The 23,395-nt window shown below is 71.8% G+C and carries 20 protein-coding genes; 7 read left to right on the top strand and 13 right to left on the bottom strand.

Annotated elements, in window-relative coordinates:
- Positions 1-363: 363 nt before the first annotated feature.
- Both ABZ815_RS30875 and ABZ815_RS30880 read left to right on the top strand, forming a co-directional pair.
- A complete protein-coding gene (locus ABZ815_RS30875; protein ID WP_357704326.1) occupies positions 364-963 on the top strand; it encodes a lytic transglycosylase domain-containing protein in 600 nt (199 codons plus the stop codon).
- A gap of 71 nt (positions 964-1,034) precedes the next feature.
- A complete protein-coding gene (locus ABZ815_RS30880) occupies positions 1,035-3,035 on the top strand; it encodes a glycosyltransferase family 2 protein (RefSeq protein ID WP_357704077.1) in 2,001 nt (666 codons plus the stop codon).
- Here the strand turns inward: ABZ815_RS30880 and ABZ815_RS30885 are convergent.
- The 9 genes from ABZ815_RS30885 to ABZ815_RS30925 all read right to left on the bottom strand — a co-directional run bounded on the left by ABZ815_RS30885 (position 3,025) and on the right by ABZ815_RS30925 (position 14,123).
- Positions 3,025-4,176, bottom strand: a complete 1,152-nt coding sequence (locus tag ABZ815_RS30885; protein ID WP_357704079.1) for a tannase/feruloyl esterase family alpha/beta hydrolase — start codon at positions 4,174-4,176, stop codon at positions 3,025-3,027. The two genes, ABZ815_RS30880 and ABZ815_RS30885, sit on opposite strands and share 11 nt — an antisense overlap.
- The gene (locus ABZ815_RS30890; RefSeq protein WP_357704081.1) at positions 4,176-5,177 is read right to left on the bottom strand and encodes an alpha/beta hydrolase; all 1,002 of its coding nucleotides are present in this window, start codon (positions 5,175-5,177) and stop codon (positions 4,176-4,178) included. Before ABZ815_RS30890 ends, ABZ815_RS30885 begins: the two co-directional genes overlap by 1 nt.
- Entirely contained in the window at positions 5,174-6,448 is a 1,275-nt protein-coding gene (locus tag ABZ815_RS30895) for an MFS transporter (protein WP_357704083.1), read from the bottom strand. The genes ABZ815_RS30890 and ABZ815_RS30895 overlap by 4 nt, the downstream gene beginning before the upstream one ends.
- Before the next feature lie 31 nt (positions 6,449-6,479).
- Positions 6,480-8,393 (bottom strand): GAF domain-containing protein, encoded by a 1,914-nt coding sequence (locus tag ABZ815_RS30900; RefSeq protein WP_357704085.1) that lies wholly within the window; start codon positions 8,391-8,393, stop codon positions 6,480-6,482.
- Positions 8,393-9,145, bottom strand: coding sequence for a 3-hydroxybutyrate dehydrogenase (locus ABZ815_RS30905; RefSeq protein WP_357704087.1), 753 nt, complete (start codon positions 9,143-9,145; stop codon positions 8,393-8,395). The genes ABZ815_RS30900 and ABZ815_RS30905 overlap by 1 nt, the downstream gene beginning before the upstream one ends.
- Before the next feature lie 75 nt (positions 9,146-9,220).
- Positions 9,221-10,618, bottom strand: coding sequence for a class II fumarate hydratase (locus ABZ815_RS30910; protein WP_357704089.1), 1,398 nt, complete (start codon positions 10,616-10,618; stop codon positions 9,221-9,223).
- Between the two features lie 97 nt (positions 10,619-10,715).
- Entirely contained in the window at positions 10,716-12,299 is a 1,584-nt protein-coding gene (locus ABZ815_RS30915) for a protein kinase (protein ID WP_357704091.1), read from the bottom strand.
- A gap of 35 nt (positions 12,300-12,334) precedes the next feature.
- Positions 12,335-13,444 carry a serine/threonine-protein kinase gene (locus ABZ815_RS30920; protein ID WP_357704093.1) on the bottom strand — a complete coding sequence of 370 codons (1,110 nt, stop codon included), beginning with the start codon at positions 13,442-13,444 and terminating at the stop codon, positions 12,335-12,337.
- Between the two features lie 70 nt (positions 13,445-13,514).
- Positions 13,515-14,123 (bottom strand): superoxide dismutase, encoded by a 609-nt coding sequence (locus ABZ815_RS30925; protein WP_357704095.1) that lies wholly within the window; start codon positions 14,121-14,123, stop codon positions 13,515-13,517.
- 341 nt (positions 14,124-14,464) lie between these two features.
- On the opposite strand from ABZ815_RS30925, the gene ABZ815_RS30930 reads away from it, so the two are divergent.
- On the top strand, positions 14,465-15,133 hold the full coding sequence (locus tag ABZ815_RS30930; protein ID WP_357704097.1) for a CHAP domain-containing protein: 669 nt from the start codon (positions 14,465-14,467) through the stop codon (positions 15,131-15,133).
- Between the two features lie 465 nt (positions 15,134-15,598).
- Positions 15,599-15,787: a DUF5999 family protein gene (locus ABZ815_RS30935; RefSeq protein WP_352327892.1), complete on the top strand. Its 189-nt coding sequence runs from the start codon at positions 15,599-15,601 to the stop codon at positions 15,785-15,787.
- Between the two features lie 94 nt (positions 15,788-15,881).
- Here the strand turns inward: ABZ815_RS30935 and ABZ815_RS30940 are convergent, their stop codons facing one another.
- Positions 15,882-17,531 carry a fumarate hydratase gene (locus ABZ815_RS30940; RefSeq protein ID WP_357704099.1) on the bottom strand — a complete coding sequence of 550 codons (1,650 nt, stop codon included), beginning with the start codon at positions 17,529-17,531 and terminating at the stop codon, positions 15,882-15,884.
- Between the two features lie 31 nt (positions 17,532-17,562).
- Positions 17,563-18,429 carry a DMT family transporter gene (locus tag ABZ815_RS30945; RefSeq protein ID WP_357704101.1) on the bottom strand — a complete coding sequence of 289 codons (867 nt, stop codon included), beginning with the start codon at positions 18,427-18,429 and terminating at the stop codon, positions 17,563-17,565.
- Between the two features lie 68 nt (positions 18,430-18,497).
- Here ABZ815_RS30945 and ABZ815_RS30950 point away from each other — a divergent pair, with 68 nt between their 5' ends.
- Complete coding sequence (locus ABZ815_RS30950) at positions 18,498-19,874, top strand: PLP-dependent aminotransferase family protein (RefSeq protein ID WP_357704103.1); 1,377 nt, start codon at positions 18,498-18,500, stop codon at positions 19,872-19,874.
- Positions 19,875-19,900: 26 nt separating this feature from the next.
- Complete coding sequence (locus ABZ815_RS30955; RefSeq protein ID WP_357704105.1) at positions 19,901-20,839, top strand: Gfo/Idh/MocA family oxidoreductase; 939 nt, start codon at positions 19,901-19,903, stop codon at positions 20,837-20,839.
- 10 nt (positions 20,840-20,849) lie between these two features.
- Here ABZ815_RS30955 and ABZ815_RS30960 read toward each other — a convergent pair whose 3' ends face one another.
- The gene (locus tag ABZ815_RS30960; RefSeq protein WP_357704107.1) at positions 20,850-22,016 is read right to left on the bottom strand and encodes an MFS transporter; all 1,167 of its coding nucleotides are present in this window, start codon (positions 22,014-22,016) and stop codon (positions 20,850-20,852) included.
- A 93-nt stretch (positions 22,017-22,109) separates the two neighbouring features.
- Here ABZ815_RS30960 and ABZ815_RS30965 point away from each other — a divergent pair, with 93 nt between their 5' ends.
- The gene (locus ABZ815_RS30965) at positions 22,110-22,703 is read left to right on the top strand and encodes a TetR/AcrR family transcriptional regulator (RefSeq protein WP_357704109.1); all 594 of its coding nucleotides are present in this window, start codon (positions 22,110-22,112) and stop codon (positions 22,701-22,703) included.
- Here the strand turns inward: ABZ815_RS30965 and ABZ815_RS30970 are convergent.
- A complete protein-coding gene (locus tag ABZ815_RS30970) occupies positions 22,678-23,340 on the bottom strand; it encodes a DUF998 domain-containing protein (protein WP_357704111.1) in 663 nt (220 codons plus the stop codon). The genes ABZ815_RS30965 and ABZ815_RS30970 overlap by 26 nt on opposite strands.
- Positions 23,341-23,395 lie beyond the last annotated feature (55 nt).

Below are 23,395 nucleotides of genomic sequence, written 5' to 3' on the forward strand. Positions count from 1 at the left end.
TCCATGTCCCCTATACCCGGGTTATGTCATCAAACTGTGACCCGGTCCGGATCAGATCCCGAAGATGGGGCGGAACCCTGAAAGCGGCCTCCCTTCGGTGCGGGCGCTCGAAGGGAGGCGCGCCACCTCTGTGACGAAACTCACAATTTTTCGTGAAAAAGGTTGTTACCTGCTGGTTGGCCAAGAGAACGTCAACCGAATCCCGCGTTCCGGTTGCGGACCACCCCCCATGACAGGGCAAGCTCATGGATCGTGAGCCCCGGTCCGCAGTTGAGTGAGCGCCCCCCGAAGGATGACCTTCGCTCGGCGCGCCGCCGGCCTTCGCGTTTCACCCCCAAGCGCGTCGCCGTCACGGTCGTGTCGCTGGTGGTGGTCGTGGGCGGTGGCGGTTACGTCGCCTATCGCGCCGTCGACAATGCCAACAGGCCGCCGGTCGACCCGTTCACGGCCGAGCAGCTGGGCGCGCTCGCCGGAGGCGACCTGTTCGCCCCCGACCCCGAGACCGACGCCCTGAAGAACGCCGCCGAGCAGGCGTTCCGGGCCGACCAGCTCAAGAAAGGCCGCACCGGCACCAAGAAGCTCAACTGGGTCGTGCCCAAGAAGGCGCCGGGCGGCAACGGCTTCCCGCCCGCGAACTTCCCGCCGGGCAGCAACCCCTCGCCCGGCAGCAACAAGGCCGTCGCCAAGTCGTTGCTCGCCGCCAAGGGCTGGGGCGCCGACCAGTGGGGCTGCCTGGAGCTGCTGTGGCAGAAGGAGAGCGGCTGGAACGAGCGGGCGATGAACCGCTACTCCGGCGCGTACGGCATCCCACAGGCCCTGCCCGGCAGCAAGATGGCCAGCGCGGGCGGCGACTGGCAGACCAATGCCGCCACCCAGATCGCGTGGGGCCTCGGCTACATCAAGGGCCGCTACGGCACGCCCTGCGGCGCCTGGGGCCACTCACAGTCCACAGGATGGTACTAACAGGTCAACTTTCCTCCTGTAATCGGCAAGCCGTCTCACCCGATCGTGTATGAGCGGCGCACGCTGGCCGCATGGGTGCGAAGGTCAGTGTGATCATCAATGTCCACAACCCGGGTGACACCGCGGACGCGTGCATCCGCTCCGCGCTGGAGCAGACGCTGCCGGCCGCCGACTACGAAGTGATCTTCGTGGACGACGGCTCCACGGACGGCATCGGGGCCCGCCTGGACACCATCGCCGATCTCCGCGAGAACGTCCGCGTGCTGCACCTGCCGCACACCGGGTCGCCGTCGCGGGGCCGCAACATGGGCGTGGCCGCGGCGGAGGGCGATTACGTCTACTTCCTCGACCAGTCCGACCGGCTGGCGCGCGACGCCCTGGCCCGCATGCACGAGCGCGCGGTCGAGACCGACGCCGACGTGCTGATCGGCCGGCTGGCCCGTGACTACGGGCCGCCCATGGTGGCGTTCGAGCGCAGCACGGCCCGCGCCGACATCCTGCGCGAGCGCCTGATGACGCTGCTCGTCCCCCAGCAGCTCTACCGCCGGGCCTTCCTGGAGGAGCACGAGCTGGGCTTCGCCATGCCCGGCGGCAGGCTGGCCGAGCAGGCGTTCGTGATGCGGGCGTACCTGCACGCCAAGGTGATCGCCGTACTGGCCGAGGACGTCTGCTGCCAGCTCGGACCGCGGCCCGAGGCGGCCGAGGAGGACCCCCGGGTGATCGTGGCCGGGCTGGGCACGCTGCTCACCGACATCGACACCTACGTCGGCGCCGGCCGCCAGCGCGACCGCATGTACGCCTACTGGTTCCGCTCCGCCGTGCTCAGGCCGCTGCTGACCGCCAGGTTCGCCGACTCCTCGGTGGACCGGGGCATGCACTTCCGGGTCGTGCAGGAGCTGATCGGCGAGCGTTTCCCCGAGCGGGTCGACCGCTACCTGCCCGTCCAGATGCGGGCGGTGGCCGCCTTCGTCAGGAGCGGACGCCTGGACCAGATCGTCATGCTGGCCAACTCCTCCAAGCGCGCGGGCCTGCGCGCCGAGCTCACCGAGATGCGCTGGGACGCCCACATCCTGGTGCTCGGCCTGACCGTGGAGGTCATGTCCGGCGACGGCCTGCCCGACCGGTACCGCGTGGACGGCGAGCGCCTGCACTGGATCCCGCCGCGTTCGATCGACACCAGGCTGCTGTCCGACGACGTCACCGACATCACCTCCGACGTCGAGCGGGCCCGCGTGGACGTCTACATCCGGCACAGCGGGACCGGCGTGGTGCACTTCCTGCCGATCAACCAGCACGTCGAGCGCGGGCCCGACGGCCGCCGCCGGGTCCGCGTGCAGATCAGGGGCGAGGCCCGGCTGGACGTGACCAGCGCGGCGATGGGCCGCCCGCTCAGCCCGGGGCAGTGGGAGGTGCACGTCCGTATGTTCAGCGGCGCCAACCAGGCCAGGAGCCGGGTCGGCCGGGCCGAGGGGCCGCTCAACTGCCTGGGCGTGCTGGCGCAGCGGCCCAGGATGCGGCTGGTGGTGCCGTGCTGGTCGGACAAGGGGGAGCTGGGGCTCGCCGTCGAGCCGCGCTCGTTCTCGGAGTCGATCGCGCTGGTGTCGCCGGGGGTGACCGTCCGCCAGCTCGACGGTCACGTGTACGTCGTGCTGCCGGTCCCGTACGTGCCGCCGAGCGGCGGGCCGCCCCTGGAGCTGGTGCTGCGCAGCACCGGCCGCCGCGAACGCGAGGTGTGCGCGCCCGCGCTGGTCGAGGCCGGGGTGCCGGGCAAGCTCGCCGGCCAGCTCGTCGCCAAGATCCCGGTCAAGCGGCACATCTCGGGCGATGACCACCTCGGTCCGGGCGCCTGGCTGTCGTCGCTGCGCTCGGCCGACGAGGAGACCGGGCTGCGGTTCGGGCTCCAGGTGCGCCGGGGCCGGGTCGAGACGCGCCCGGCCGTCGCGGTCGAACCCCGGCGGCGCTCGCCCATGGGCCACGACACCGTGCTCCACCGCCTCGGCAGGCGCCTGCCCGGGGCGCGGCACATCGTGCGCTGGGCGCGCGCGGGCAGGCATCGCTACCTCAAGGAGTGACCCAGTCCTCCAGCTCCTGGAAGGCGTCCCTGAAGGCCGGGAGCATGGGCCTGAGCCGGTCGGGGTAGACGTCGACGAGGCTGTCGAGGTGGTTGCCGCCCTCGATCCGGTGGTAGCGGAACGGGCGGCGCGGGCCCACCATCTCGGCGTAGACGTCGGAGTCGCGGGAGATCGGCAGCAGCGTGTCGAGGGTCCCGTGGATCGTGATCAGCGGCTTGGTGATCCTGCCGGTCAGCCCGATCCTGGCCATCGCGGCGTACGGCCTGCGCGCGTCGTAGTCGTAGTCGGCCGGCGCGCCCGTGTACGACGGGTCCAGCTCCTTCTGGTAGAGCTGCTGGGTGAGCTCCCAGTAGTACTGCCGGTGGAAGGGCCACAGGAACTCCGACCCCGCCGCGAACCCGGCCGCCCGCACGCCCGCCTCGTCGGGGTACGCCTTCAGCGCGGGCGGCAGGAAGTTCAGCAGGTTGTCGCCCTTGACCCGGAAGAGCGTGCCCTCCCAGTCCACGCCGCCGTCGTAGAGCCAGGCGCGGTTCTCCAGCTGCCACCTGACCAGGTAACCGCCGTTGGACAGGCCGGCCATGAACGTACGGGCGGGCGGGCGGCCGTACCGCTGCCGGACGACCGACCTGGCGGCCACGGTGAGCTGGGTGACGCGGTCGTTCCACTCGGCGATGGCGTCGCCGGGGCGGCGGCCGTCCTGGTAGAAGGTCACGCCCACGTTGCCCTTGTCGGTGGCGGCGAACGCGTAGCCCTTGGACAGGACCCAGTCGGAGATCGTGTAGTCGTTGGCGTACTGCTCCCGGTTGCCCGGCGTGCCGCTGACGACCAGGCCGCCGTTCCAGCGGTCGGGGAGCCTGATCACGAACTGGGAGTCGTGGTTCCAGCCGTGCGTGGCGTTGCCGGTCGAGGTGTCGGGGAAGTAGCCGTCGAGCTGCGTGCCGGGCACGCCGGTCGGGTTGACGGTGGCCTTGGAGTGCAGGCCGGCCCAGTCGGCCGGGTCGGTGTGGCCGGTCGGCGTGGTGCCGGCCGTGGTGAGGTCGTCGAGGGTGGCGCTGACCAGCTTCTCCGCCCCGGGCACGGTCAGCTCGTGCGCGACGGGGGCGGTGAGCAGGCTCGCCACGAGGGTGAGGGCGACGAACATCAGGCCTCCTCCAGGTGCTCGGCCAGCAGGCGGCGGAACTCTACGGGCCGCTCCAGGTGCGGGCTGTGGCCGCAGTCGTCCAGCACGACCTCGCGATAGCGGCCGTAGCGGTCGAGGACCGCCCTGGTCTGGGTCACCATCGGCTGGGCCGGCGTGCCGGGGGAGCCGGGCACGACGCCGATCGCGCCCAGGTGGGCCAGGTCGAACAGGGAGGTGTCGGAGACGATCACGTCGTCGGCGCCCCTGATCCACAGGACGGGCGGCCTGGAGTCGATCTCGTGCAGGTCGTCCAGGCGGAAGTGGGTGGGGGCGCACGCGTTGAGCACCCCCTGCTTGCCGGGGGCCACGCCCGGCCACGCGGGGGAGGTGGCGGCGTCACCCGGGTAGTTGGCCTCGTCCACCCGGGTGGTGAGCATCGACCGCAGGTAGAAGTCCTCGTCGGGGATCTCGGGGTGCTTGACGTAGCCGGAGCGCAGCACGTTGCGGGGGGAGGTGGGGGACTCCTCGGACAGGTCGCCGGCCTGCAGGCGGGCCACGAAGTCGGGGTTCGCCGCCCCGGCTCCCGATCCCGCGCCGTCGGGGTGGGTGAGCGTGCCGTCCGGGCCCTCGGTGCCGCCGAAGCCGTACGGGGAGATCGGGTTGACCAGCGTGACGCTCCTGACCAGCGCCGGACGGTCGCGCAGGAACTGCAGGACGACGCCGCCGCCGAGGCTCCAGCCGACCAGGTGCACGCCGTCGAGCCCGAGCGCCTCGGTCAGCTCGACCAGGTCGTCGGAGAAGTCGCGCAGGCCCCGGGTGGCGTCCACCGGCTGGGGGTCGGTGTCGCCGAAGCCGCGCAGGTCGGGGGCGAGCGGGCGGTAGCCGTCGGGCAGCGCGGCCATGCTGTCGCGCCAGAACGCGCCGGAGGAGACGTTGCCGTGCACGAACAGCACGGGCTCGCCGGACGTCCTGCCCTCGACGGTCAGGACGTGCTGCGTGAGGCGGGGGGTGGTGACCTTCATCGCACGTGCATCCTCTCGGCCAGGTCGCGTCCCTGGGTCTCGCGGGCGGTGTAGACGGCGACCAGCGTGAGCACCGCCGCCAGGCCAAGGTAGACGGAGATGGGCACACTGCTGGAGTAGCTCTTCAGCAGCGCCACCGCGATGAGCGGGGCCAGCGCGCCGGCCACGATGGCCGACAGCTGGGCGCCGATCGACACGCCGGTGTAGCGCGTCCGGGTGCCGAACAGCTCGGCGAAGAAGGCCGCCTGCGGGCCGTACATCATGCCGTGGAAGAGCAGGCCGACGGTGACCGCGAGGGTGATCGCCAGGAAGTTGCCGGTGTCCACCAGCGGGAAGAAGGCGAAGATCCACACGCCGATGCCGGCTGCTCCGGCCAGGTAGATCGGGCGGCGGCCGAGCCGGTCCGACAGTGCGCCCCACATCGGGATCGTGACGAAGTGGACCGCCGAGGCGACCAGCACCGCGCTCAGCACCGTCGAGTTGTCGATCTTGGCGTTCTTCGCGTACGTGATGACGAACACGGTCAGCAGGTAGAACGAGATGTTCTCGGCCAGGCGGGCGCCGATGGCGGTGAGCACGTCCTTCCGGTGGTGCCGCAGCACGCCCATGATCGGCGCGGTCGGCTCCGGCTCGGCCTGCCGGAACACCGGCGACTCGCTGATCGTCAGCCGGATCCACAACCCGACCATCACCAGCACGCCCGACAGCAGGAACGGGACCCGCCAGCCCCACGACAGGAACGCCTCGTCGGACTGCCAGGCGGCCAGCACCGCCAGCACGCCGGTGGCCAGCAGGTTCCCGCCGGGCGCGCCCGCCTGCGGCCAGGAGGCCCAGAAGCCGCGGCGGGCGGTGTCGCCGTGCTCGGACACGATCAGCACCGCGCCGCCCCACTCGCCGCCGAGCGCGAAGCCCTGCACGAGCCGGAGCGCGGTCAGCAGCAGCGCCGCCGACGAGCCGAGCGTGGCGTACGTCGGCAGGCAGCCGATCAGGAACGTGGCGGCGCCCATCATCAGCAGGCTGACCACCAGCAGGGTCTTGCGGCCCAGCCGGTCGCCGAAGTGGCCGAAGACCAGGCCGCCGAGCGGGCGGGCGACGAATCCCACGGCGTAGGTGAGGAACGACAGCAGCGTGCCGGTCAGGGGGTCGGACTCGGGGAAGAAGAGTTTGTTGAACACGAGAGCGGCTGCCGAGCCGTACAGGAAGAAGTCGTACCACTCGATGGTGGTGCCGATCAGGCTCGCGGCGACGATCCTCTTGATGGAAGTTGCCATGCCGGTCACGGTAAAGAGTGACCGGTGTCACTCATATGGGGTCGGGACCCACAGTCTGTGGCGAGGATGTGTGGCCGAGCTTGTGCAGGCGGAGCGCGAGCTGGATCTCCAGCGCGCGTTCGGGCTCCAGCCAGCCGTCGCCGAGCAGCCTGCCGATCCGGTCGAGGCGTTGCGTGACGGTGTTGACGTGGATGTGCATGGCCTCGGCCGTACGGGAGGGCGAGCCGCCCGTGCCGAAGTAGGCCGACAGGGTGTCGGCGAGCGCGGTGCCGCGGCGGGCGTCGTAGTCGAGCACCGCGCCGAGCACGCGGCCGACAAAGCCGCGCACGTCGCGGCCGTCGCCCACGAGCAGGCCGACGAAGCCCAGCTCGGCGGGGCTCGCGCCGTCGCCGGCCCGGCCGAGCGCGATCAGCGCCTCGGCGCACCGCCGCGCCTCCTGGTACGCCTCCGCGACGTCCCGCGCCCCCGCCGTCCCGTCTCCCGGCGCCTCTCCCGCGGAGGGGGCGGGGAGCCGGGCCGGGGAGGCGCCCGCCGTCGCCGGGCTGTGCAGGGACGCGCTCAGCTCGGCCGCCACCCGCTGGGCGAGGCCGCCCGCGTCGACGCCCGGCAGCAGCAGCACCACCTCCTCGCCGCGCCCCGCCGCCAGCCCGTGCCGGACCGTGGCGTGCGAGGAGGCCCAGAACGCCGCCCGCTCCCGCTGGCCGCCGTGCCTGGCCACCACCACGACGTGCGGCGCCCGCAGGTCCACGCCGAGCCGCCGGGCCCGGTCGGCCAGGCCGGGCGAGTCCGGGCGCGAGATCAGGTCCTCCAGCAGCTCGCCCCTGACCCGGCCCTCGGCCTCGGCCACGCTCCGCCTGAACAGCAGCAGCAGCGCGCACACCAGCGCCGCCCGTTCCAGGATGCGTTCGTCGGCGTCGTCGCTGCGCAGGATGAGCGTGCACAACGGCTCGCCGCCGACGTCCACCGACGCGATCAGCAGGTCGCCCCTGCGCACGGTACGTCCCAGCGCCCTGGACGCCTGCGCCGCCTCGAACACCCCCGCGTCCAGCTCGCCCACGTCGCCCGTGATCGGCCGGCCCAGGTCGTCGAGCACGGCCAGCGAACCGCCGAGCACCTCGGTCACCACGGCGGCGACGTCCTCGATGCCGCCGCCCCGCAGCACCAGCGAGGTCATCCGGTCATGGGCCAGCGCGGCCCGCTCGACGGCCTCGCCGTGCGCCCTTGCCGTCCTGTGGGCTTGCGAGAGCTCCTCCAGGGCGTTCCTGGTCTCCTGGAGCAGCCGGGCGTTGTCGATGGCGACGGCGGCGTGCGCGGCCAGGCTCGCCAGCAGCGAGACCTCCTCCTGGTGGAAGGGCCTGGCGCTGCGGTTGGCCGCCATGAGCACGCCGATCACCCGCTGGCCCAGCCGCAGCGGCACCCCGAGGATCGCGACCAGGCCCTCCTCCTTGACGGCCTCGTCGATGTGCCCCTTGTGCCGGAACCTGGCGTCGGCGAAGTAGTCGGCGGTCGCGTACGGGGTGGCCGTCTGCGCGACCAGCCCGCCCAGCCCGGCGCCCATGGCCAGCCGGAGGGCCCTGAACTTGGCCGAGATCGACCCGTCGGTGACCCGCATGTACGTGTCGCCCTGCTCGGGGTCGTGCAGCGTCATGTACGCGATGTCGGTCGCCAGCAGCTGCCTGGCCCGGTGGACGATGGCTTCGAGCACGGCGTCGAGGTCGCGCAGCGCGGCCAGGTCGCCGGCCGTGTCGTAGAGCGCCGACAGCTCGGCCTCCCGCCTGGCCCGCCGCCTGAGCAGCGCCCTGACCTTCAACGCCTCGACCTTGGCCTGCTCCAGCTCCTCGATCGTGGCCGGATCGGCGCCCTGCGCCCTGGCCTCCACGATCGGCCCCTCGAACTCGACGGCCGACGCTTCCCGCGCCAACAACTCCAGAAAGGGGGTGCTCACTAGTGGGCCGTCCAGCCGCCGTCTACGGGGAGGGAGGTGCCGGTGATGAAGGAGCCGTGGGGGCCGCAGAGGTAGGCGACCAGTTCGGCGACCTCCTCCGGCTCGATGAGCCGCTTGATCGCGGCAGGCTGGAGCATGATGTTCTCGACGACCTCGTCGCTGCCGATGCCGTGCACCCGGGCCTGGTCGTCGATCTGCGTCTCGACCAGCGCGGTGCGCACGTACGCCGGGCACACGCAGTTGGAGGTCACCCCGTGGGCCGCCCCCTCCAGCGCGACGACCTTGGAGAACCCCTCCAGCGCGTGCTTGGCCGTCGTGTACGCCGACTTGTACGGCGAGGCCCGCAACCCGTGCACCGACGACATGTTCACGAACCGCCCCCAGCCCCGGGCGTACATGCCGGGCAGCACCCGCCGCGCGATCAGGAACGGAGCCTCCACCATCACCCGCATCATGGCGGAGAACACCTCCGGCGGGAAGTCCTCGACCGGCGCGACGTGCTGGAACCCGGCGTTGTTCACCACGATGTCCACCGGCTCGTCGGGCAGCGACCCGGCGAAGGCCGGATCGCTCAGATCGGCCACCACCGCGATCCCGCCGACCTCCGCGGCCACCTTCCCGGCCGCCTCGCCCTGCCTGTCGACCACCAGTACCTTGGCCCCCGCGGCGGCCAGTCGCCGGGCGCAGGCGGCGCCGATGCCGCCCCCAGCCCCCGTCACCAGCGCGGTCCGCCCAGTCAGCTCCTTCGCCATACTCCGAACCCTAGGCGGTCGCCGCGCCGGGACGCATGGGTGCGGGCGACATAGATGTGGGCCCGCCTATGTGGATCACTCTCCGGTCGGCGGGCGGGTCATGGACAGCACGTCGAGCGCGGCGTCGAGCTGCTCCTCGGTCAGGGTGCCGGCGGCCACGTGGCCGCGTTCGACGACGACCTCCCGGATGGTCTTGCGTTCGGCCAGCGCCTGCTTGGCTATCTTGGCCGCCTCCTCGTAGCCGACGTGCCGGTTGAGCGGGGTGACGATCGAGGGGGAGGACTCGGCGTACTCGCGCAGCCGGTCGACGTTGGCCGTGATGCCGGCGACGCAGCGGTCGGCCAGCAGCCGGGACACGTTCGCCAGCAGCCTGATCGACTCCAGGATGTTGCGGGCGATGACCGGGAGCTGCACGTTCAGCTCGAAGCTGCCCGAGGCCCCGGCGAAGGTGATCGCCGCGTCGTTGCCGATGACCTGGGCCGCGACCATGGCCGCGGCCTCGGGGATCACCGGATTGACCTTGCCCGGCATGATGGACGAGCCCGGCTGGAGGTCCGGCAGGTTGATCTCGCCGAGCCCGGCGCGCGGGCCGGAGCCCATCCAGCGCAGGTCGTTCGCGATCTTGTTGAGCGACACGGCCACCACCTTGAGCTGCCCGGACAGCTCCACGATGGAGTCCTGCGCGCCCTGGGCCTCGAAGTGGTCCGCGGCCTCGCGGAAGGGGATGCCGGTCGCCTCGCCCAGCTTCGCGATCGCCCGTTCCGCGAAGCCAGGCGGGGTGTTGATGCCCGTGCCGACCGCCGTCCCGCCCAGGGGCAGTTCCAGGACGTGGTTCAGCGCCGTGCGGACGCGGGTGCCGCCGTGGTCGACCTGGGCGGCGTACCCGCCGAACTCCTGGCCCAGGGTCACCGGCGTGGCGTCCATCAGATGGGTCCTGCCCGACTTGACCACCTGCGCGAACTCGGCCGCCTTGGCGTGCAGCGTCTCGGCCAGGTGCGTGAGCGAGGGCAGCAGGTGGAAGGTCACCTCGACCGCGGCCGCCACGTGGATCGAGGTCGGGAAGACGTCGTTGGACGACTGGGAGGCGTTCACGTGGTCGTTGGGGTGCACGGGACGACCCAGCCGCTCCTCGGCCAGCGTCGCGATCACCTCGTTGGCGTTCATGTTGGACGAGGTGCCGGAGCCGGTCTGGAAGACGTCGATGGGGAAGTGGGCGTCGTGCTCGTTGTCGGCCACGTCGGCGGCGGCCTGCGCGACGGCCTCGGCCAGATCCTTGTCGATCACGCCCAGCTCGCCGTTGACCTCGGCGGCGACCGCCTTGATCAGGCCCAGCGCGGCGATGTGGGACGGTTCGAGCGGCCGCCCCGAGATCGGGAAGTTCTCCACCGCCCGCTGGGTCTGGGCCCGCCACCGCGCTCCCGCCGGCACGCGGACCTCGCCCATCGAGTCATGTTCGATTCTGAACTCGCTCATGACTCCAGTCTGTCCCACGGCTGTGCGATCAGTCCGAGCAGTCCGGGCGCCGGCCCGTCCCGCGCGGGGGCGGGCCGGCGTACCGGGGTGAGCGCGTTCAGCTGGAGATGAGCGCCACGATGAGGACGGCGATCACGACCGCCGCGGCGGCGGCCACGGCCATGAGCACCAGCATGCCGTTGCGGTTGCCCGCGGGCGGCTTCTCGGGCTGCCCGGCGATGGCGAACAGGTCGGTGCCGAGGCCCTGCCCCTGATGCGGGCCGCTCTGGTGCGGTACGGGCTGCCCCGGGCGGCCCTGTCCAGGTCCACTCTGTCCAGGTCCGCTCTGTCCAGGTCGGCCCTGCTGTGGCCCGCTCTGCTGCGGTCCGCCCTGTCCCGGGCCCTGCTGCGGCATCGGGCGCGGCGGTTGCTGCGTCGGCGGGTAGACCTGCTGGCCGGGAGCGCCGGGAGGGGCGGAGATGCGCCTGGTGGTGACGGTCCCCTCGTCGTCGGGGCGCTGCGGCGGACGGCCACCGCCCTGCTCGGGCCCCGGCGAGAACGGCGCCTTGGGACGCATGACGCTGACGGTCCGCTCGGGGTCGAAGTCCTCCTCGTCGCCGGTCTGAGGCGGCTGTGCCGGGCGAGCGCCCTGCGAAGGCCGTGCCCCCACGGGATGCGCCTGCTGCGGGCCCGAGGTGGGCGCTCCGGGCGTGGCGCCCGGCCCGTACGCCCCCGGCGCCCCGGAAGGGCGCCCCTGAGGGCCCGAGGCCCCTGGTGGGGGCCCGGAGGGACGTCGAGGGCCGGAACCGGTGAAGGGGTCGGGCAACGCGGCCTCCTGCGCGATCAGGTCTTCGGCCGTGAGCGCGGGCATCTCGCTCGTGGGCGTGTCGGCGACCATCCGCATGAGGGTCTCCGCCTTGGCGGCGCCGAGCCGCTGCCGGTAGTCCTTGTTCAGCAGCCCGTTCAGCACCGGCCGGAGCTGCCCCGCCTGCGTGGGCGGGTCGGCGCTCTCGCTGAGCAGCGCGGCCAGCGTCTCGGCGATCGTGGACCGCTCGTACGCCGGCCGCCCCTCGACCGCGAAGTACAGCGTCGCCCCCAGTGACCAGATGTCCGACTCCGGCCCGGTGTACTCGCCTCTGGCGCGTTCCGGGGCCGTGTAGCCGGGCGAGCCGATCACCATGCCCGTCTTGGTGAGCCGCGAGTCGCCCTCGGCCTTGGCGATGCCGAAGTCCGTCAGCACCACCCGGCCGCTCTCGGTGATGAGCACGTTGCCCGGCTTGACGTCGCGGTGCGTGATGCCCTGGGAGTGCGCGGCGCGCAGCGCGCCCAGCAGGTCGACGCCGATCTCGGCGACGAGCCGCGGCGGCAGCGGCCCCTCCTCCTCGATCACCTGCTCCAGCGAGCGGGCCTCGATGAGCTCCATGATGATCCAGGGGCTGTCGTCCTGGATGAGCACGTCATGGATGGCCGCGACGGACGGGTGGTTGATCCGCGAGGCGATGCGGCCTTCGCGCACCATGCGCTCGCGTAGCTCGGCCCGCTGGTCCTCGGTGAGTCCCGGGTCCTGGCGGATCTCTTTGACCGCCACCTCGCGCCCGAGCGCGCGGTCGCGGGCGCGCCACACCGTTCCCATCGTGCCCCGGCCGAGCGGAGCGATGAGCTCGTAGCGCTCCGCGAGCAGGCGTGTCTGCTGTTCCGGCATGAGAAGAAGATATCGATTCTCGCTTGGGAAGTGCTTTACCCTCGCTTGCGAAGTTCTCTTGGCCAGAACCGCCGAGGAAGGAACAACTTTATCACCGCCGACTTGAAACGGGCATAAGTGGACGGAGCCGGACGCGGTTCGACCCGCCTCCGGTGGACCCCCTCACCTGACCTGCGCTCCTGGCGCGGCGGCGGGACCGACAGCGCGGCCGCGGTGGTCTCCGCCCTGTGCAGCCCGCGATGCGCGGGCCTGCGCGTGAAAGGGGGTGAGGCGCTCACGGGCACCGGGCGTACGGGACGGCGCGGGGCCAGCGGCTCCTCCGCCGAGCCGCCCGCGGCCACCCGGGCCAGCATGAGCGAGGCCCGTACGGAGTCGAGCCGGGTTTGTGGATCGATCCGGAGCAACGCGTCGAGAACGGGCGCCAGCGGGCCCGCCTTGCTCATCGGGATCGGCTCGCCACTGGTCAGCGCGGCCAGCGCGGCGGCGGCCGTACGGCGACCGTGCAGCCCCCGGCCCTCGACGGCGGTGTAGAGGGTCGCGCCGAGCGACCACAGATCGCCCGCGGGGCTCGCCTTGGAGCCGAGAACCCGCTCGGGCGCGATGTAACCGGCCGACCCGAGGACGATGCCCGCCTGGGTGATGGAGACGTCGCCTTCGAGCGCGGCCAGTCCGAAGTCGGTGAGCACCGCGCGGTCCTCGGTCACCAGCACGTTGCTCGGCTTCACGTCGCGGTGGAGGATGCCCTTGGCGTGGACGGCCCGCAGCGCGCCGAGGATCTGCCGGCCGATCTCGGCGGCCCGGCGCGGGGGGAGCGGTCCGTGCTCCTGGATGAGCTGCTCCAGGGACCTGGCCCGGAGCAGCTCCATCACGATCCAGGGACGGTCGTCCTCGGTCACGACGTCGAAGACGGTGATGACCGACGGATGGGCGACCATCGCGGTCGCCCTGCCCTCGCGCTCGGTGCGGGCGCACAACTCGGCGCGCAGCTCCTCGTCGAGGACGGTGGGCAGCCGTACTTCCTTCACCGCCACGTCGCGGTCGAGCAACTCGTCATGCGCCCGCCAAACGGTGCCCATGCCGCCGCGACCAACCGGCTCCACGAGCCGATAGCGCGCGGCGAGAAGGTAACCGGAGGGCGCACGCATGCCAGGCAGCTTACCTATTTGTGTAAACCGACCAGTAGAGGCGGGGCCGATAAATTGTTGCGAACTTAAGTCAACCCGCCTGACTCGTTACGTCAGCGAACCTCCGGGCCACATCCGCCCAGTTGACGAGGCCCCACAGTTTCTCGACGTAGTCCGGACGCACGTTGCGGTACTGCAGATAGTAAGCGTGCTCCCACGCGTCGAACACGAGAAGCGGCGTGGTGTTCATTCCGACGTTCCCGTGGTGGTCGTAGATCTGCTCAACCACCAGCCTGCGGCTCAGCGGCTCCCAGGCCAGCACGCCCCACCCCGACCCCTGGACGGACGCCGTGGCCGTGGTGAGCTGCTTCTGGAACGCCTCGAACGTGCCGAAATGCTCGTCGATGGCGGCCCTGAGCGCGCCGTCGGGGCGGTCGCCGCCGTCGGGCGAGAGGTTCTCCCAGAAGATCGAGTGCAGGACGTGGCCTGACAGGTTGAACGCGAACGTCTTCTCCAGGCCCACCAGGTTGCCGAAGTCGCCGTCCGCGCGGGCCTCGGCCAGGCGGTCGAGGGTGTCGTTGGCGCCCTTGACGTAGGCGGCGTGGTGCCTGGCGTGGTGCAGCTCCAGGATCTCGCCGGTGATGGCGGGCTCCAGCGCGCCGTAGTCGTAGGGCATGTCGGGAAGGGTGTAGTCGCCCATGGATCCGTCCTCTCGAAGTAGATCTCTGGAGGACACTATTGCAAGTAGTTCGCAAGTGCATCAGACTTGCGACCTAGGTCTCGCCTTGGGCATCGTGGCGAGAGTCAGTTGGGTCCAGTTTGTGCGCGGGCGGCCTGAGCCGCCCGCGCACAGGCGTCCTGTGGGGATTTCTTGGGGTGGGAATTACCCAGGTCAGGGCGCTGTTGTGCCTGTTTGTACGCGACGGCAGGGCAGCCGTGTCGAGGCGCCCCCGCAGATCTGTCGTCATCACCCATCGCAGGATTCACACCTGTGACCCGCCGTGCCTCATGCGCGGACGGTGAGCAAAGGAGCACCCCCCGATGGCCAAGCACGCCATGATGACCACGTCCAACATCGCCAAGCTCGCTCTCGGCGCGACCATCGCCGTGACCGCGCTGGGCGCCACTGCCGCCGTCAGCGCCGAGACCGCCCACCGGGCCGCCAAGACCGCCGCGCAGGAGTCGGCCGCGCAGGGTTCCGCGCAGGGCAGGGTGAACGTCACCGCCGCCCAGGTCCTGGCCACCGCCCGCGCCCAGGTCGGCGTCTCCGAGGACGCCAACGGCGGCGGCACCAAGTTCCAGAAGTGGTACGCCGGCTCGCCCCGCGCCGCCGAGACCGTCGCCCGTGACGGCGGCAGCCGCCAGGACTACGTGAACGCCGCCTGGTGCTCGATGTTCGTCTCCTGGGTCGGCGAGCAGACCGGCGCCCGCCCGCAGGTCGGCTGGGACGCCTACACCGTCTCGCACGCCAAGTGGTTCGCCTCCAACGGCCGCTGGGGCACCGAGGCCAAGCCCGGCGCCGTCGTCTTCTTCTCCTGGAGCGGCAGCAAGAGCCTGAGCGACATCCAGCACGTCGGCTTCGTCGTCAAGGACAACGGCGACGGCACGATCTCCACGATCGAGGGCAACACCGGCAACGGCAAGGTGGAGGAGCGCGTCCGCCCGACGTCCCAGGTCGTCGGCTACGGGTACCCGTCCTACGCCGCCTGACACCTCGACACGGCGCGCATTCCTGCCCGGGATGCGCGCTTTGTTGTATTACCGCACGTCACGGCGGCTGTGACGCTCGGCACACCCGACTTCTCGATAAATGTGCATGATGCCTAGTAGGGCACTTTCCTCCGTACGGCAGGCTGTTTGACAGGAACCACGGCACGCCGTCAGCAAGATGTAAGGGTGCCGAAAGGGGACGGGGGCATGGTTAGGGACATGAGAGCAGGCGACAACCCAGAAGCGGCTGAAACTGTCGGTGCCGGTCACGAGACTGGGTGAACACGCCGGAGTTCCACCACTGACGACTGAACTTGAAGGATGTGATGGAGATGCGCCAGACACAGGTTCGCCGCCGGCCGAGGAAGCCGGTCAAAGCCGCACTGGACCTTCGCACGCCGTCGGGGCGACAGTTGCCCTTTTGATCATCAGGAAGCAGGAGCGCCATCTGAGAGGTGCGCGATGATGTGCAGTCACTTTCCCGTATGCCCCAGTGCGGACTCGCCCGACCGTGAGCGTTCGCACGTGATCTCGGCCCACCCCGACCAGGGCTGGAGCCTCCTCTGCAACGGCGTGGTGCTGTTCGAGGACACGGGTCTGCTGCTGCCTGACGGCAGCGTCGTCGCCCCCCACAGAGCGCCCGTCGCCGCCTGAGAGCCCGCGGGCCCCGAGGCCCGGGGGCAACCCCCCGCCGTCCGGTGCCGAGGGGCGTGACCGCCCGCCCGGCACCCTTCGACGCGCTCGGGCCCTACCTGCGCCCGATGCTCAGCACCGGCCCGGTGCGGTCGGTGAAGAAGTCGTCACCCTTGTCGTCGACGACGATGAAGGCGGGGAAGTCCTCGACCTCGATCTTCCACACCGCCTCCATCCCCAGCTCGGGGTATTCGAGCACGTCGACCTTCCTGATGCAGTCCTGGGCGAGCCGGGCGGCCGGGCCGCCGATGGAGCCCAGGTAGAAGCCGCCGTACTTCTGGCACGCCTCGGTCACCTGCTTGGACCTGTTGCCCTTGGCCAGCATGACCATCGAGCCGCCCGCCGCCTGGAAGCGCTCGACGTAGGAGTCCATGCGGCCGGCCGTGGTGGGGCCGAACGAGCCGGAGGCGTAGCCCTCGGGGGTCTTGGCCGGGCCGGCGTAGTAGACCGCGTGGTCCTTGAGGTACTGCGGCATCTCGCCGCCCTCGTCGAGCAGCTCGGCGATCTTGGCGTGCGCGATGTCGCGGGCGACGACGAGCGGGCCGGTGAGCGAGAGCCGCGTCTTGACCGGGTACTTGGTCAGCTCGGCGAGGATCTCCGGCATCGGCCTGTTGAGGTCGACCCGGACGACGTCGTCCGACAGGTGCTCGTCGGTGGTCTCCGGCAGGAAGCGGGCCGGGTCGGTCTCCAGCTTCTCCAGGAACACGCCCTCGGCAGTGATCTTCGCCAGCGCCTGGCGGTCGGCCGAGCACGACACCGCGATGGCCACCGGGCAGGACGCGCCGTGCCGGGGCAGGCGGATCACGCGGACGTCGTGGCAGAAGTACTTGCCGCCGAACTGCGCGCCGATGCCGAGCTTCTGCGTCAGCTCGAAGACCTTGGCCTCCAGCTCCAGGTCGCGGAACCCGTGCCCGGAGGGCGAGCCCTCGGTGGGGATGGAGTCGAGGTAGCGGGCGCTGGCGTACTTGGCGGTCTTGAGCGCGAACTCGGCGGAGGTGCCGCCCACCACCACGGCCAGGTGGTACGGCGGGCAGGCCGCGGTGCCCAGCGAGCGGATCTTCTCCTCCAGGAAGGCCAGCATGCGCTTCTCGTTGAGCACCGCCTTGGTCTCCTGGTAGAGGAACGACTTGTTGGCCGAGCCGCCGCCCTTGGCCATGAACAGCAGCTTGTACTCGTCGGCGTGGCCGTGGGGGTCCTCGGCGTAGAGCTCGATCTGCGCGGGCAGGTTGTTGCCGGTGTTCTTCTCCTCCCACATGGTCAGCGGGGCCATCTGGGAGTAGCGCAGGTTGAGCTTGGTGTAGGCGTCGTAGACGCCGCGCGAGAGGTGCTCGGCGTCGCGGCCGTCGGTCAGCACGTGGCGGCCGCGCTTGCCCATGACGATGGCGGTGCCGGTGTCCTGGCACATCGGCAGCACGCCGCCCGCCGAGATCGAGGCGTTCTTCAGCAGGTCGAGGGCGACGAACCGGTCGTTGCCGCTGGACTCGGGGTCGTCGACGATCTTGCGGAGCTGGGCCAGGTGCGACGTGCGCAGGAAGTGCGAGATGTCGTGGACCGCGGTCTCGGTGAGCAGCCGCAGGGCCTCCGGGTCGACTTCGAGGAACGTACGCCCGGCCGCTTCGACCTTCCGCACCCCCTCCGACGTGATCAGCCGGTACTCGGTCTCATCGGCGCCAAGGGGAAGCAGATCGGTGTAGTCGAAGTCCATGTCCATAGAGGGTACGCCCCCCGTTCACTGGTCATCCCGGGGCCGGTACGGGCTCCGGCGAGCGCCGCGCGGTGAGCCCCACCAGGATGCCCGCGATCACCAGACCGGCCCCCGCGAGGTCGTAGGCGCTGGGCGTCGCGATGCCGAGCACGAGCCCCGTGACGATCGCGCCGACCGGGATGAGCCCGGCGAACAACCCGGCCGCCCCCGGGCCGAGCTTGGGCAGCGAGGTGTACCAGAGGAAGAAGGCCCCGACCGTGACCACCACCGCCAGGTACGAGAAGCCCAGCGTCTCGGGCGCGGTCGGCGTCCGCAACATGGCGGTGCCCTCCTTGACCAGGCCGATCACCGCCAGCATGGGCACGGCCAGCGCCGTCGAGTACGCCGAGACCCGGATCGCCCCCAGCTTCGGCAGCAGGGGGATGGCCAGCATGGAGAAGCTGACCTCGCCCACCAGCGCCCCGAGCGCCCACAGCAGCCCGGTCGGGTTCCCGCTGCCGAGCCCGGTCGCCAGCGTCGCCCCGGCCACCACCACCGCGGCGCCCGCCAGCAGCCGCGGCGCCGGACGCCCCCCGGCCAGCGCGAGCGCCAGAGGCACGGTGCCGAGCACGGTGCCCACCAGCGCCGGTCCCGAGGCCTTGGTGGACTCGACGACGCACACATTGAAGATCACCAGACCGAGCAGGGTCAGCCCGCCCAGGTACAGGGTCTCGCGCCGGGTCAGCCGGACGAACCGCAGGCCGAGCACCCTGGTGATGACCAGCAGGATGACGGCGGCCGCGAGGTAGCGCACGGCCTGGCCGCCGTACACCGGGTAGGAGCCGATCAGGCCGGACACCCCGGCCAGGGTGCCCACCAGGAACATGGCTGTGGCGGCTCCGGCGATTCCGTTTCTCATGGGCAGGATGTTAGGGAGACAATGGTTCGTCCAAACAGTCCAATGTCCCGCTATATGACAGGACCAATATGGCCGACCTGCACATCCAGATCAATCGGGATGAGGGAGGGATCGCCGGGCAGATCGCGGCTGAGCTGCGCGAAGGCGTGCGCCTCGGGCGGCTCGTGCCCGGCACCCGCCTGCCCGCCACCCGTGACCTCGCCGCCGACCTCCAGGTCTCCAGGGGCGTGGTGGTGGAGGCGTACGAGCAGCTCGTGGCCGAGGGGTTCCTGGTCTCGCGGGTGGGGGCCGGGACCGAGGTGGCCGCGCTGGGCGCAGTCCGGTCCGCCCTGCCGGGGCCGGTGGCCGACGGCGGGGTCTACGGGCCGTACCACGGGCACCGGGCCACGTCCCCCGACCTCGGGCACTTCCCCAGGGAGCGCTGGCTGGCGGCGGTACGGCACGTCCTGGCCACCGTGCCGTCCGACGCGCTCGACTACGGCGACCCCGGGGGCGTCCCCGAGCTGCGCGAGGAGCTGGCCGGTTACCTGCGGCGGGTCAGGGCGGCCGACGTGCACCCTGACAACCTGGTCGTCGTGGGCGGCGTGGCCCAGGGGCTGAGCCTGGCGCTGCACGTCCTGGCCCCGCGCGGGGGCCTGCGCCTGATCGTCGAGGACCCCACGAGCCGGCGCCAGGTCCCGCTGCTGGAACGGGCCGGGGCCCGCCTGGTGCCGGTGCCCGTGGGTTGTGACGGCCTGGTCGCGGGTGACATGAAGGGCGAGGCGGCGCTCGTCACGCCCGCGCACCAGTACCCGACGGGCGTCGTGCTCTCCCCGGCCAGGCGGGCCGCGCTCATGGAGTGGGCCGGCGCGGGCGACCGGATGATCCTGGAGGACGACTACGACGCCGAGTTCCGCTACGACCGCGACCCGGTCGGCTGCCTGCAGGGGCTGGCCCCCGACAGGGTGATCCTCACCGGCAGCGTCAGCAAGTCGCTCGCGCCCGGCCTGCGGCTCGGCTGGGTCGCCGCCCCGGCCCACCTGGCCGGCGCGATCCGCCGCGCCCGCAGCGAGCTGGACCTGGGCTCGCCGGTCATCGAGCAGTACGCGCTGGCCCGCTTCCTGCGTACGGGCGGCTACGACAAGCATCTGCGGCGCATGCGCAGGGAGTACCGCCGCCGCCGGGACGCGCTGGTCAGGGCGCTGGCCGAGGAGTTGCCGGAGATCCGCGTCCGGGGCATCCAGGCCGGGCTGCACGTCTACCTCGACCTGCCGGACGGCTGGGACGAGCTCCGGGTCGTCCACGCGGCCCAGAGTCTCGGCCTGTCCGCCGAGCCGGTCGGGCCGATGCGGTTCTCGCCCGGCCCTCCGGCGGTCGTGCTCGGGTTCGCCCGGGTGCCGGTGCATCAGGCGGGGGAGGCCGTCCGAGGCTTAAAAGTCCGTATGTCCGGACATAGTATGGAGTGAGGAAGAAACGTGTGACTGGAGGCGGCATGCGGGTCGGACTGCTGGGCCTGGGCCGGATCGGCGCCTTCCACGCCGCGAACCTGGCCGCGCATCCCCTGGTCGACGAGCTGATCGTGGCCGACCCGGTCAGGACGTCGCCGTACGGCAGGCCCGGCGACCCGTTCGACGCCGACGCCGTGGTCATCGCCACGCCGACCGGCACGCACGCCGAGCTGCTGATCCGGGCCTGCGAGCTGGGCGTCCCCGCCCTCTGCGAGAAACCGGCGGCGAGCACGGTCGCCGAGACGCTCAAGGTGCTGGAGGCGAGCGCGGGCAGACGGGTGGGCATCGGGTTCCAGCGCAGGTTCGACCCGGGCTACCGGGCCGCCCGCGCGGCGCTGCGGGCCGGCGAGCTGGGGGAGCTGCACCGCGTCCACCTGGTCACGGCCGACCCGGTGCCGCCGCCCGCCGAGTACGTCCCGCTGTCCGGCGGGCTCTTCCGCGACTGCCACATTCACGACTTCGACGTCCTGCGCTGGGTGACCGGGCGCGAGGTCGTCTCCGTCCACGCCGTCGGCGCGAACCGGGGCGCGGCGTTCTTCGGGGCGGCCGGCGACGTGGACAACAGCGCCGCCCTGCTCACCCTCGACGACGGCACGCTGGTCACCCTCCAGGGCTCCCGCTACAACGGCGCGGGTTACGACGTGCGCATGGAGCTGGCGGGCACGAAGGGCACCCAGGCGGTCGGGCTCGGCCCGCGTGCCCCGCTGCGCAGCTCCGAGGGCCTGCAACCGCCCGGACCGCCCTGGCCCGACTTCGTGGCCAGGTTCGGCCCGGCGTACGCGGCCGAGATCGACGCCTTCCTGCGCGGCGGCGAGGGCCTGTGCCCGATCGAGGACGCCCTGGCCGCCCTGTACGTCGCCGAGGCCGCCGACCTGTCGCTGCGCGAGTCCCGTCCCGTCCAGGTGGCCGAGGTGCGGGGCTGACCCGGGGGCGTCACGCCTTCGCGACGGCCCGCTTGGGCGCGAAGCCCGGCGCGAGCACGATGATCACGCCCGCCAGCAGCAGCGGCGCGACGAACGCCACCCGCCAGTCCACGGCGTCGGCGATGCCGCCGATCAGCGCGGCCCCCACGATGAAGCCCACGTAGTTGAAGAGGTTCACCCGGGCGATGGCCACCCCGGTGCCCGCCGGGTCCAGCTTGCCCGCCGCCGAGAACGACTGCGGCGCCACCACCGACAACCCCAGCCCGGTCAGCCCGAACGCGATGATCGCCAGCGGCTGGCTCGGGGCCACCACGACGCCGAGGAAGCCCAGCGTGGCCAGCGCGCCGCCGAGCCGGACGATGGCCGCGGGGCCGTAGCGGCGCACCGCGACGTCGCCGCCGAGCCGTACGGCCAGGGTCGCGCCCTGGTAGACGCTGTAGGCCAGTTTCGCCACGCTGTCCTGGGCGAGCAGCGCCTTGCCCATGAAGACGGTCGCGAAGTTCGACACCGCGGCGTCGCCGATGTAGAGGAAGCCCATGGCCAGGCAGAGCGGGATGATCGGCCGCCAGGGGAACTTGCCGGTCGGGGCCTCGACGACGTTCTCGACCTTCTCCTCGCTGATCGTGCACAGCTTCGGCCCGGCGTAGAGCGAGCCGGCCACCGCCAGGACCATGGGGATCGCCATCGTGACCGCCAGCGAGATCCGGTGGTCGGCCGCGAACACCGCCCACAGGGCCCCCGCCAGGCTGAGGACGCTCCACAGGCTGTGGAAGCCGTTCAGCACGGCGGTGCCGTACCGGCGTTCGACGGCCACGCCCTGCATGTTCATGCCCGCGTCCACCGCGCCGACCGCCAGGCCGAACAGCAGCAGGGCGGGCACGGCCAGCGGCACCGAGGGCGCGAGGCCGGTGAGCACCACGGCGAGCGCCACCACGGGCTGCGCGACCCGCAGGAGCAGCTTGCTGCCGTACCGGGCGGCGAACGTCCCCGCGCCGACGCTGCCCACGCCGGCGAAGACGGGCACGATCAGCAACAGGAGCGTGAGCGCCCCGACGGTGAGCTCCAGCTTGGTCTGGAGGCTGGCCACCTGGACGAGCAGGGTGGCGAAGGAGAGGCCCTGCACGCCGTACACGACGAACGTGGCGGTACGGGCCTGGCGATCACGCGGGGACGGCACGACGGCCTCCTGATCGGGGGGGAATCAAACGTGAGGCGGAGTCAGGTTAGCGGCTGGTCAGGGCCGTACGCCAGCAGCAGATAGGGTGCCGAGGTGAAGCGGGGCTACGCGACCGGCGAGGCGCGCAAGGAGCGCATTCTCGCGGTCGCGCTCCTGGAGTTCGCCGAGCACGGCTACCGCGGCGCCTCGCTGGCCCGCATCGCCGAGCGGGTCGAGCTCTCCCAGGCCGGGCTGCTGCACCACTTCAGGAGCAAGGACCGTCTCCTCGTCGCGGTGCTCGACTACCGCGACGAGCTCGACCAGCGCAGGTTCGGCACCGGCCGCGACGGCGGCGCCGACGCCCTACGCGCTCTGGCCGACGTCGTCGACCACAACGCGCGGGTGCCGGGCCTCGTCCAGCTCTTCTCGGTGATCAGCGGCGAGGCGGTGACCCCCGGCCACCCCGGCCACGAGTGGGCCAGGCGGCGCTACCGGCGGCTGCGCGCCGACGTGGCCGCCGCGCTGCGCGCGGGCGTCGAACGCGGTGAGTTCCGGGCCGGCCTCGACGCCGAGGCCCACGCCGACCGCCTGATCGCGATGATGGACGGCCTCCAGACCCAGTGGCTGATCGACCCCGACCAGGTGGACATGGCGGCCGTCTTCCGCGGTTACGTGGACGACCTCATCGCCGCTCTACGGCCCGCCTGACCGCCTGGGCGGGCTCGGTCTCCGCCAGCCGCCCGGCCGCCCACACCCCGAGGGCCAGCAACGCGGCCACCTCGGTGCCGGCCAGCACACGTTCGACCAGGCCGAGGGGCATGACCCGGTACCACGGCAGGCCGTGGCGGGCGCCGATGACCATCGCCGTGCCGATGCCCACGACCCACAACGCCGAGCACACCCCCAGCCCGAACGCCACCACCGCCGACCTGCGGCGCTCCCGGTGCCGCCAGGGCCGGGCGATGATCACGGCGGCCAGCGGCAGGCTCAGGAAGGCCACGAAGCTGCCGACCCGGTGGATGCTGCCGCTCATGCTCGGGCCGACCGCCCAGTCGTTCTTGTGGAACGCGGCCGTCAGGAGCAGCCCGACGCTCCAGCCCATGAGCGCGATCGTGCCGACCGCCCCGGCCAGGCGTCTGCGCGCCAGCGAGACGCCGATGGCCGCCGACCCGGCCGCCAGCAGCCCCACCGCGAGCCCGAAGATCCACCCGCCGGGGCCGAGCCCGTGCTCGCTGATCGTGCGCCTGAACGGGTTCGTCTCGGCGAGGCTGGTCAGCTCCAGGCCCACGATCACGGAGATGCCCACCCCCGCCGCGCCGAGCCCCCATCGTGCCGGTTGATGCACGCCCGCCTCCCGGGATCGGCCGCCAGAAGCCTTCGCGTGGATCAACGGCGGAACG

Origin of the sequence: Nonomuraea sp. NPDC047529 (genome assembly GCF_040642995.1) — a bacterium.
Classification (GTDB): domain Bacteria; phylum Actinomycetota; class Actinomycetes; order Streptosporangiales; family Streptosporangiaceae; genus Nonomuraea.

What these genes read in the sequence shown, in the direction of transcription:
- ABZ815_RS30925 (WP_357704095.1), bottom strand. Translation starts at nt 14,123, where the DNA reads ATGGGCGACTACACCCTTCCCGACATGCCCTACGACTACGGCGCGCTG.
- ABZ815_RS30895 (WP_357704083.1), bottom strand. Translation starts at nt 6,448, where the DNA reads ATGGCAACTTCCATCAAGAGGATCGTCGCCGCGAGCCTGATCGGCACC.
- ABZ815_RS30940 (WP_357704099.1), bottom strand. Translation starts at nt 17,531, where the DNA reads ATGGACTTCGACTACACCGATCTGCTTCCCCTTGGCGCCGATGAGACC.
- ABZ815_RS30915 (WP_357704091.1), bottom strand. Translation starts at nt 12,299, where the DNA reads ATGCCGGAACAGCAGACACGCCTGCTCGCGGAGCGCTACGAGCTCATC.
- ABZ815_RS30920 (WP_357704093.1), bottom strand. Translation starts at nt 13,444, where the DNA reads ATGCGTGCGCCCTCCGGTTACCTTCTCGCCGCGCGCTATCGGCTCGTG.
- ABZ815_RS30910 (WP_357704089.1), bottom strand. Translation starts at nt 10,618, where the DNA reads ATGAGCGAGTTCAGAATCGAACATGACTCGATGGGCGAGGTCCGCGTG.
- ABZ815_RS30885 (WP_357704079.1), bottom strand. Translation starts at nt 4,176, where the DNA reads ATGTTCGTCGCCCTCACCCTCGTGGCGAGCCTGCTCACCGCCCCCGTC.
- ABZ815_RS30905 (WP_357704087.1), bottom strand. Translation starts at nt 9,145, where the DNA reads ATGGCGAAGGAGCTGACTGGGCGGACCGCGCTGGTGACGGGGGCTGGG.
- ABZ815_RS30945 (WP_357704101.1), bottom strand. Translation starts at nt 18,429, where the DNA reads ATGAGAAACGGAATCGCCGGAGCCGCCACAGCCATGTTCCTGGTGGGC.
- ABZ815_RS30955 (WP_357704105.1), top strand. Translation starts at nt 19,901, where the DNA reads ATGCGGGTCGGACTGCTGGGCCTGGGCCGGATCGGCGCCTTCCACGCC.
- ABZ815_RS30950 (WP_357704103.1), top strand. Translation starts at nt 18,498, where the DNA reads ATGGCCGACCTGCACATCCAGATCAATCGGGATGAGGGAGGGATCGCC.
- ABZ815_RS30935 (WP_352327892.1), top strand. Translation starts at nt 15,599, where the DNA reads ATGTGCAGTCACTTTCCCGTATGCCCCAGTGCGGACTCGCCCGACCGT.
- ABZ815_RS30880 (WP_357704077.1), top strand. Translation starts at nt 1,035, where the DNA reads ATGGGTGCGAAGGTCAGTGTGATCATCAATGTCCACAACCCGGGTGAC.
- ABZ815_RS30890 (WP_357704081.1), bottom strand. Translation starts at nt 5,177, where the DNA reads ATGAAGGTCACCACCCCCCGCCTCACGCAGCACGTCCTGACCGTCGAG.
- ABZ815_RS30930 (WP_357704097.1), top strand. Translation starts at nt 14,465, where the DNA reads ATGGCCAAGCACGCCATGATGACCACGTCCAACATCGCCAAGCTCGCT.